Annotated in this window: 5 protein-coding genes; 3 read left to right on the forward strand and 2 right to left on the reverse strand. The window is 44.8% G+C overall.

All coding sequences use genetic code 11. The features are described 5' to 3' along the window. Positions 1 to 2: 2 nt before the first annotated feature. Positions 3 to 3,092: an efflux RND transporter permease subunit gene (locus tag ACED53_RS11330; protein ID WP_017101811.1), complete on the forward strand. Its 3,090-nt coding sequence runs from the start codon at positions 3 to 5 to the stop codon at positions 3,090 to 3,092. Positions 3,093 to 3,188: 96 nt separating this feature from the next. On the opposite strand, the gene ACED53_RS11335 is transcribed toward ACED53_RS11330, so the two are convergent. After that, entirely contained in the window at positions 3,189 to 4,478 is a 1,290-nt protein-coding gene (locus tag ACED53_RS11335; RefSeq protein WP_017101810.1) for a peptidoglycan DD-metalloendopeptidase family protein, read from the reverse strand. 129 nt (positions 4,479 to 4,607) lie between these two features. Between ACED53_RS11335 and tyrS the strand changes: the two genes are divergently transcribed. Together tyrS and ACED53_RS11345 are read left to right on the forward strand one after the other, a co-directional pair. Further along, a complete protein-coding gene (gene tyrS / locus ACED53_RS11340; protein WP_017101809.1) occupies positions 4,608 to 5,795 on the forward strand; it encodes a tyrosine--tRNA ligase in 1,188 nt (395 codons plus the stop codon). 442 nt (positions 5,796 to 6,237) lie between these two features. Then, positions 6,238 to 7,083: a magnesium transporter gene (locus ACED53_RS11345; protein WP_029225591.1), complete on the forward strand. Its 846-nt coding sequence runs from the start codon at positions 6,238 to 6,240 to the stop codon at positions 7,081 to 7,083. A gap of 110 nt (positions 7,084 to 7,193) precedes the next feature. Here the strand turns inward: ACED53_RS11345 and dacB are convergent, their stop codons facing one another. After that, positions 7,194 to 8,627 (reverse strand): serine-type D-Ala-D-Ala carboxypeptidase, encoded by a 1,434-nt coding sequence (gene dacB / locus ACED53_RS11350; protein WP_017101807.1) that lies wholly within the window; start codon positions 8,625 to 8,627, stop codon positions 7,194 to 7,196. Positions 8,628 to 8,742: the final 115 nt, after the last annotated feature.

Raw genomic sequence — 8,742 nt, forward strand, 5'->3', positions numbered from 1 at the left:
CGATGTATTCAATTATTGATGCAGCCTTGTCTCGCGCTCGAACAATGCTCTCTCTTTTGGCACTCATATTGGTCGCAGGTGTCGTTACCTATATCACGATCCCCAAAGAATCGAGCCCCGACATTACCATCCCGATTATCTACGTTTCTGTTGGGCACCAAGGTATTTCGCCAACCGATGCAGAACGCTTATTGGTTAGACCGATAGAACAAGAGCTGAGGTCGATTGAAGGCGTAAAAGAGATGACCGCAACCGCAGCAGAAGGCCACGCCTCAGTTGTGTTGGAGTTTAATGTTGGCGTTGATCTCACCAAAGCGATGGCTGATGTGCGTGATGCTGTCGATTTAGCCAAACCAAAATTACCAGAAGACAGTGATGAGCCGACCGTGAATGAGGTGACGCTCGCGTCTGAGCAGCCAGTGTTGTCAGTTGTTCTGTTTGGTACCGTTCCTGAGCGCACCATAGTGCAAATTGCTCGAGAGCTTGGGGACAAGCTCGAAAGCTATCGCCAAATTCTAGAGGTCGATATTGCGGGCGATCGCGATGACATCGTCGAGATCATTGTCGATCCGCTGTTGATGGAGAGCTACAGCTTAGATCAAGCGGATATCTATAACCTGATCGCTCTGAACAATCGAGTGGTCGCCGCTGGTTTTGTTGACACTGGCTACGGACGTTTCTCAGTCAAAGTTCCTTCGGTGTTTAACTCTTTAAAAGACGTACTTGAGTTGCCTATCAAAGTGGATGGTAAACAGGTTGTAACCTTTGGTGATGTGGCCACGGTTCGTCGAGCGTTTCGAGATCCTGAAAGCTTTGCCCGTTTAGATGGTAAATCTGCGGTGGTCTTGGATATCAAGAAGCGTGCGGGTGAAAATATCATCGAAACCGTAGAGTTAGTTAAAGCGGTTATGGCTGGTGTTCAACAACAAGCGGAATGGCCCAATAACTTATTGGTTAAATACACCTGGGATGAATCTAAAGATGTGAAGATCATGCTCAACGATCTTCAAAACAATATTTTATCTGCCATCATTTTGGTGGTGATCGTTATCATCGCCATTCTTGGTGTTCGAACCGCGTTATTGGTTGGAATTTCAATACCTGGATCATTCCTCACGGGATTGTTGGTGTTGTCTGTGTTTGGTCTAACCGTCAACATTGTGGTTCTGTTCTCTTTGATCATGGCCGTTGGTATGTTGGTCGACGGCGCAATTGTTGTTACCGAGTTTGCCGATAGGCGAATGCAAGAAGGTGAAGGTAGAAAAGAAGCTTACCGAGACGCAGCGAAACGGATGGCGTGGCCGATAACCGCATCGACAGCGACAACCTTAGCTGCATTTGCTCCGTTACTGTTTTGGCCTGATGTGACAGGCGAATTCATGAAGTTTCTGCCACTAACACTGATTGCAACGCTAACCGCTTCATTGATTATGGCGTTGTTGTTTGTACCGGTATTAGGTGGCTTGATTGGCAAACCTCAATACGTATCGCCCAAAAGCCAAGCTCGAATGGTGGCACTGCATAATGGTGATTTTTCACAAGCCACAGGTTTAACTAAAGTGTACTACCACACGCTTTCGATTGCGATTAAACACCCATTTAAGATTCTGTTCAGTGCGATATTGCTCGCGGTTGCAGTTGGTTTTACTTACTCCAAAGCGGGCCTAGGTGCTGAGTTCTTCCCTGAAGTTGATCCACCATTCTTTAATGTCAAAGTTCGCTCGCATGGTGATCTTTCTATTCAAGAAAAAGATGACATCATGCGCGATATTGAGCAAATGATGCTTAATCATGATGAGTTCGATACTGTTTACACACGCACGGGCGGGGACGACCAGATTGGCTTGATCTCGATTACTCCTGTTGATTGGCAATATCGTCGTAGTGTTAAAGCGATTATTGATGAATTAAAGGTGCAAACCGATCAATACGCTGGTGTTGAGATTGAATATAAGTTTCCAGATGCAGGGCCTCCGGTTGAAAATGATTTAGTGATTGAGCTGTCAGCAACAACACCAGATCAGCTGAATCAGGCTGCAAAAATTGTAAGAAACTGGGCGGATGGTAATCAAGCTCTGACTAACATCAGTGATACAGCAAGCAAAGATGGCATTGATTGGAAAGTGGATATTCGCCGAGACGATGCCGCGCGCTTTTCCGCTGATGCGACCTTGGTGGGTAATACCGTTCAATTCGTTACCAATGGTCTCAAAATTGGTGATTACCTGCCTGATGACTCATCAGAAGAGGTCGATATCTTGGTGCGTTACCCTAATGATAAAAGAGATATCGGACGCTTTGACCAGTTGAGAGTCAAAACACCGGCTGGCTTGGTGCCGATCACCAACTTTGCTCAGATTGTTCCCGACCACAAGCAAGATACGATTAAACGCCTCGATGGTAAGCGCGTAGTGAACATCATGGCGGATATGGAAGAGGGCTATAACCTTGCCCTCGAACTGCCAAAGATTGAGCAAGCGTTAAGTGAATTGGGGCTACCGAGTAGCGTAGAATTTCGTATCCGTGGTCAAAATGAAGAGCAAGAAAACTCTTCTGCCTTCTTACAAAGTGCATTCATGGTTGCTCTTGCAGTAATGGCGTTGATTTTGATTACTCAGTTTAATAGTTTCTATCAAGCATTCCTGATTCTGAGTGCGGTGCTGTTCTCTACGGTTGGTGTGTTTGTTGGTCTGCTTATCTTCCAACGTCCGTTTGGTATCGTGATGTCCGGTATTGGGGTGATTGCACTGGCAGGTATAGTCGTGAACAACAATATCGTGCTGATTGATACCTATAATCAACTAATCAAAAGAGGCTTAGATAAGCGCGACGCAATTCTAAGAACTGGTGTCCAGCGTTTAAGGCCAGTGATGCTGACGACCGTGACTACGATCTTAGGCTTGATGCCGATGGTATTAGAGATGAACATCGACTTGATTAACCAAAAAATAGAGTTTGGCGCGCCGAGTACCCAATGGTGGTCGCAACTCGCTACGGCGATTGCGGGAGGGTTGGCATTTGCAACGGTACTAACCTTGGTGCTGACGCCTTGTCTATTAATGCTAGGGCGAGATAAGAAGCCTGAAAAATAGTAGATACAGTGGTTCGATGAACATAAAAAAGAGCGCCTTGGTGGGCGCTCTTTTCGTTGGTTTATAGGGCTCTTAACCTAATTGGTATCTAGTTGCCTAATTAGTCGCTAGTAACTGGCCGTATCGCTCAAGGTTATTCAGTCGAATCTCTGAGTTGGCAATAAAGGTTGCTTTTGCTTTACCGGTTAACGACTTAGATTGCGGTAATTTCACGGTTCGCGCATTTTTATGTACGCCATTGACCAAGAATTCATAGTGTAAGTGCGGGCCAGTCACACGGCCTGTACCGCCCAAAGTACCAATGGTTTGGCCTTGTTTTACGCGCTGACCTGTTTTCACCATACGTCGCTTCATATGCAAGTATTTAGTGATATAGGTGTTGCTGTGGCGAATGAACACGTAGTTACCATTGAATTGGTTGTAACCCGATTTCTGAACAATACCGTCACCGGCTGCCCAGATAGGTGTGCCAACAGGGGCTGCGTAGTCGGTGCCTCGGTGAGCTCGAACCTTACCGGTTACTGGGTGTTTTCTACGAGGGTTAAAGTTCGATGTTACACGGCGAAAATCAATCGGTGAGCGCAAGAAGGCTTTCTTCATGGCACGACCATTTTCATCGAAGTAGTTGCCGCTTCTATCATCTAATACCGCGGTAAATGAATCACCTTGGTTTTTGAATACTGCCGCCATGATCTTGCCGCGACCAATCACTTCGCCTTCAACGACTTTCTCTTGGTACAAAATCTTAAAGCTGTCGTTGTTGCGAATATCCAACGCAAAGTCGATATCCCAACCGAAGATGCCCGCCAGTTCCATAATTTGGTTTGCAGTTAGGCCTGCATTGACGCCGGCGTTCCAGAAGTTAGACGTGATGTTGGCTTCGGCATAGTTGTATTGGTAGGCCACTTCCTTTTTGTCGAAGCTAGAGGAGAATGAATCGCCAGACTTAGTGATCTTGAAGCTTTCAAACGCACTAAGCTGTCGCTTCAACTGAATAAGGTCGTTGTTTTCATCAAAGCCGAATTGTAATACGTCGCCAGGTCTTAGATTGGACAGCTGCTTCTTAATATCATTATTGGTATTGAGTAGAGTGATCAGTAAACGGTATGAAAGGCCAATACGTTCAAATAAAACAGAGGTGCTTTCGCCAGAGCGAACGGTGTATTTCTCCCATTTGAGTACTGCCGTCGGTGGTGCGTCACTTGAGCTAACAAGTGCTGATGTACTGATCGTCAGTGGGTAGTGTTTTCCAACGACTAAAGCTCCCGTATCGTCACGTAAGCTGTTGACGTCGGGGAGTAAGAAAATAGCGATAAAAATTACGGCACTAAAAAATGCGATAAATGCCCGGTGCAAAATGGGAAGGCGTGCAAAAATAGACAACATGTTCCGGTTCGTTCTGTAAATATTATGAAAATAGACGACGGAATAGTGTAACTGGTTTCAAAATACATCGCTATTCAAGTAAGATGTCTAATTATTATATTTTTGCCAAATCTGTGGGAGTGAACAAGAATGGCGAGTATTGAAGCTGCACTAGCCGAGATCAAACGTGGCGTAGAAGAACTGATTCCAGAAGACGAACTGATTGCGAAACTAAAAGAAGGTCGTCCTTTACGCATTAAACTGGGTGCCGATCCAACCGCTCCAGATATCCACCTAGGCCATACGGTTATCTTTAACAAGCTTCGTGCTTTCCAAGAGCTTGGTCATGAAGTGACGTTCCTTATCGGTGATTTCACAGCAATGGTTGGTGATCCATCAGGTAAGAACTCAACACGTCCACCGCTAAGCCGTGAAGACGTATTGAAGAATGCTGAAACTTACAAAGAGCAAGTATTCAAGATTCTAGATCCTGCGAAAACGCAAATTCGTTTCAACTCTGAGTGGTTATCTGAACTTGGTGCAGAAGGCATGATTCGTCTTGCTTCTAACCAAACTGTTGCTCGTATGCTTGAACGTGATGACTTTAAAAAGCGTTACGCTGGTGGTCAACCGATCGCAATCCACGAATTCATGTACCCACTTCTTCAAGGTCACGACTCTGTTGCACTAGAGAGCGATGTTGAGCTTGGCGGTACTGACCAGAAGTTTAACCTTCTAATGGGTCGTGAACTGCAAAAAGCAGCAGGTCAAAAACCACAAGCGGTACTGATGATGCCACTACTTGTTGGTCTAGACGGCGTTAAGAAGATGTCTAAGTCTGCGCACAACTACATCGGTATCAGCGAAGCACCAAGCGAGATGTTTGGTAAGATCATGTCTATCTCTGACGATCTAATGTGGAGCTACTACGAGCTACTGTCTTTCCGTCCTCTTGAAGAAGTTGCGGAACTGAAAGCTGGCGTTGAGGCGGGCAAAAACCCTCGTGACGTGAAAGTACTTCTTGCTAAAGAGATCATTGCTCGTTTCCACAGCGAAGCAGATGCTGAAACGGCTGAGCAAGAGTTCGTTAACCGTTTTGCTAAGAACCAAGTTCCTGATGAAATGCCTGAATTTGAATTCGAAGCAGGCCTGCCAATTGCGAACGTTCTAAAGGAAGCAGGTCTTGTAAACTCGACTTCTGATGCGATGCGTATGATCAAGCAAGGCGCTGCTAAGCTTGAAGGCGAGAAGATTGAAGACAGCAAATTCGTACCTGAAGCAGGTACTGCAGTTTACCAAGTAGGTAAGCGTAAGTTTGCTCGTATTACTATCAAGTAATATTAAATCATCAATGATTTAACGAAAAGGCATCTACGGATGCCTTTTTTATAGGCCCCTATTTATTGACAGAAAGTTGACGAAGAATTTTTTACAGGATTGCTACACTATGCGCGCTGTCGAGCTGACAGTAATTTTGGAGATTTTTATGAACAATACCGACCATCCTCCTAGTTTGAATGGAGAAGAATAACCTGTCTCGGTATTGATCTATTATCCTTCCGTTCAGGTAGGGTATTTTTGTTTCCCCCCTCATTCTTTTCCACACTCTAGATTCTAACAAGTAGACACATCAGTGCTTTAAGCTATTGGTGCGCTTAGTTGTATGTTCTTGATGTATATAGCTATACGCTCTTGGTGTACACCGCTTTATACTCTCGGGGTACTCTCTATAGGCTACTTGTTTTGATGGTCGTTACCTTTGCCAATCGGGAGATTCGCCATGACGGTAATGAACAACACTTTTTTATCTATTGAAGCTCTGTACTCAGAGCAAGACATCCAAGCTGTATCGAATGCCTTTCAACAGTACGGACGTGAGCAACAAATTAACCTTTTGAACCGTATGCCACTTGAAGATGCGGTGTTAGTGCTTGGGCAATGCTCTCTGAGTACGATTCAGACTTTACTTAGTGAGCTAGAAGAGCAGGGCTTTGAGAAGCGCTCTCGACATCTAGCTCACCAACTAGGGCTGATCTACTCAGAGGTTGAACCTCAACAAGGTTACCTTTCAACTGGAGTGCTTAGCCATGTTAGGCAGCGTATCGGTTGGATCATTGCCTTAGCACTGCTGGGCATTGTCTCTGGGCTTATCATTGCTCAGTATGAAGACATTCTTAGTCAGCTAGTACTTCTGGCGATTTATATGCCGGTAATCGCTGCCGCGGGTGGCAACACAGGAACACAAGCTGCGACTTTGGTCATTAGGGCCTTAGCCACAGGGGAATTGAAGAAACGCCAGTGGGCCAACGTTCTATGGAAAGAGCTTAGAGTTGCTATCTGTTTAGCTCTTGCGATCGCCTTAGTGATGGTTGGCCGAATCTTATTGTTCAGTGACAACCAGTCAACGGGGGGTTACGACATTAATATGATTGCTTACGCGATTGCTGTTGCTCTGTTTATTCAAGTGACCATATCAACTGTACTCGGCGGCGGGTTACCGATAGTCGCTCGATTCTTCAAACTTGATCCTGCTGTGTTAGTGAGCCCTGTACTGGCTTCGATAGTGGATATCTCTGGAATGTGGATCTACTTCACTGTGGTTAATTCATTCTTAGGGATCGCTTAGCATTTATAAAAATAGCTAAAAGCACCTTATGAGACAAAAATGGCGCTGAAGATTCAAGATCTTCAGCGCCATTTTTATTGCTTAAGTAGAAGCTTAAACAGAGTTGAACATTACTTAGGTTTGCTCTGTGTTTGACTGAATTCAACTACATCTGTGTAGAAAGCTCGTTCAAACTGGGTGATGGGTGCTTCTACTGGTTTTTCTGGATCTGGTGTGTCAGGAAAGTAATCACGGACAAACTGTACAAATAGAGAGTTTGGTTTTCCCGCTTTATCTAAACCAAAGCCTGCCATGTTGTAGCTCCCATACAAAGAACCACTTTTGGCAATAATGTTGCCTTGGATTGGTGCTTTTCGCATGCTTTGACGGTATTTGAGCGTGCCATCAGTACCAGATGTAGGCATAGCCTCAATCAGGTTGAGCTGTTGGTCGTTTTCCCAGATATAACGAAGCACTTGAGCCATGGTTTGCGAGGTCATGCGGTTATTTCTGGATAGCCCAGAACCATCGACCAACTGTGCTTGGCTTAGGTCAATATCGGCTTTGGTCAGTAATATCTGCTTTATCGCTTCAGTGCCGTTATTAAAACTGCCCGGTTGAACATAAAATGTCGCACCCAGCGTTTTAGTTAGATTGTCTGCTATTAGATTGTCTGATTTCTTGAGCATGATATTAATCAGTTCGGGAAGTTTCTCTGAGCTGTGACTTGCGATTAACGTGCTTTTGCCTGCTTTAGCTTTTTTGCCAACGACCACATTGCCTTTTACTTCAATTCTCAGTTCTTTAAGAATCGATGTAACGACTTGATAGGTGTAAAGCTCTGGATTTTGAATCGCGAACTTGAGCGGCAGTGGTTTCTTACGCTCAACTAAGCAACCAGAGAGCTTGTAAGTGTTATCTGGGGTAGTAATAAGCTCAAGGTCGCATTGCGTTGCCTTTTGGCCAGAGCGAGTTACCGTGGCTGCTGAGGTTGTCACGTCTATCGGATAGTGAGCTGGGATATATACGCGTGTTGTACCGTTATCTTTTGTATAAATAGAGGCTTGTGCGCAGTTACTGTCTAAGGTCATTGCACTAGAGGGAGCGCTGTAACAAACGCCTAAAATGTCCCAAGGCCAACCAACCGCTCGTTGATAGCCAGTAAAAGCTGAGTTATCGAGGTATAAGTTGCCCTTGATTGTTTTAGATTGCGATTTAGCATATTGATCTAAAAGGTTTTTTAGATGCTCTCTTTGTAGTGTAGGGTCACCACTGAATGAGATCACGACATCTTTATTAGAACGCGCAATGCTGGTCGTGTAGTTAAAATTATCTCCTAACTCCAATTTGACTGCCAAAGCGGTGACTAGCTTTAACGTACTGGCGGGAGGGTAAAAGCCATCGCTATTGGTGTTCAACTCACTCGAATCATCACTCAATGACTTCAGTATCAAGCTTGTGCTACTGCCATCGGGCAGTTTATCTAGAGGGAGGTATTCGAAAGCACTAATTGAATAGCTACACAGTGACAAACCACATAGGAGTAAGCTGGATAGAAGGCGCATAGAAGGTTTTCTTGGATGACTGATGTTTTCAGTATACAGATATAAAAAACGCCCGCTATAGAGCTAACACTGATCATTTAAGCATTTTCCTGATCAGTTGAACGATCCTACAGAT

Source organism: Vibrio sp. 1F169 (assembly GCF_041439605.1).
Taxonomy (GTDB): domain Bacteria; phylum Pseudomonadota; class Gammaproteobacteria; order Enterobacterales; family Vibrionaceae; genus Vibrio; species Vibrio tasmaniensis_A.

What these genes read in the sequence shown, in the direction of transcription:
- ACED53_RS11330 (WP_017101811.1), top strand. Translation starts at nt 3, where the DNA reads ATGTATTCAATTATTGATGCAGCCTTGTCTCGCGCTCGAACAATGCTC.
- ACED53_RS11335 (WP_017101810.1), bottom strand. Translation starts at nt 4,478, where the DNA reads ATGTTGTCTATTTTTGCACGCCTTCCCATTTTGCACCGGGCATTTATC.
- tyrS (WP_017101809.1), top strand. Translation starts at nt 4,608, where the DNA reads ATGGCGAGTATTGAAGCTGCACTAGCCGAGATCAAACGTGGCGTAGAA.
- ACED53_RS11345 (WP_029225591.1), top strand. Translation starts at nt 6,238, where the DNA reads ATGACGGTAATGAACAACACTTTTTTATCTATTGAAGCTCTGTACTCA.
- dacB (WP_017101807.1), bottom strand. Translation starts at nt 8,627, where the DNA reads ATGCGCCTTCTATCCAGCTTACTCCTATGTGGTTTGTCACTGTGTAGC.